Genomic DNA, 584 nt, shown 5'->3' on the forward strand with positions numbered 1-584 from the left:
CTATCCGAAGGCTCCTACGACCTGTGTCGAGAAAGACGCCTGGCGAGATCTAGAATCAGTGCTAAAGAATCCCGCGCCTAAGTCGATGCCCTTCTAAGATTATTTTTTCTTACAGGTATTCTCACCACTACGGCCGTTGACAATTCCCGGCCGGGTTCGCATAGTTTGATCTACGCAAACGTTTGCGCGAGTCTGTTGGGGCCCGAAGCACCGACGATAGGAGCCCCGGCGTTACTCCGGCGTAAGCGTTGCTCACAATAATCATAAGATCGGAGTGAACCCATGAAGCTGCCATTCGCTGGACGTCTTCTTGCTGTCGCTATGCTGGCTGTCGCATCCGCCGCGCTGCCTGTCTCATCGGCCTTCGCCGAATCGCCTGAAAAACCCAAAGTCGCGCTGGTCATGAAATCCCTGGCCAATGAGTTCTTCCTGACCATGGAAGATGGCGCCAAGGCGTACCAGAAAGACCATTCCGGTGAATTCGAGCTGATCTCCAACGGCATCAAAGACGAAACGGATACCGCTGGCCAGACACGCATCGTCGAGCAAATGATTTTGGCCAAGGTCAATGCGCTGGTCATCGC

Annotated in this window: 1 protein-coding gene; it reads left to right on the forward strand. The window is 54.1% G+C overall.

The window, feature by feature from the left end:
* Window positions 1–282: 282 nt before the first annotated feature.
* A partial coding sequence (locus tag AC1DRJ_RS31755; RefSeq protein ID WP_477805579.1) for a substrate-binding domain-containing protein occupies window positions 283–584 on the forward strand: 302 nt, incomplete at its 3' end.

The organism is Pseudomonas sp. P5_B2 (assembly GCF_056400445.1).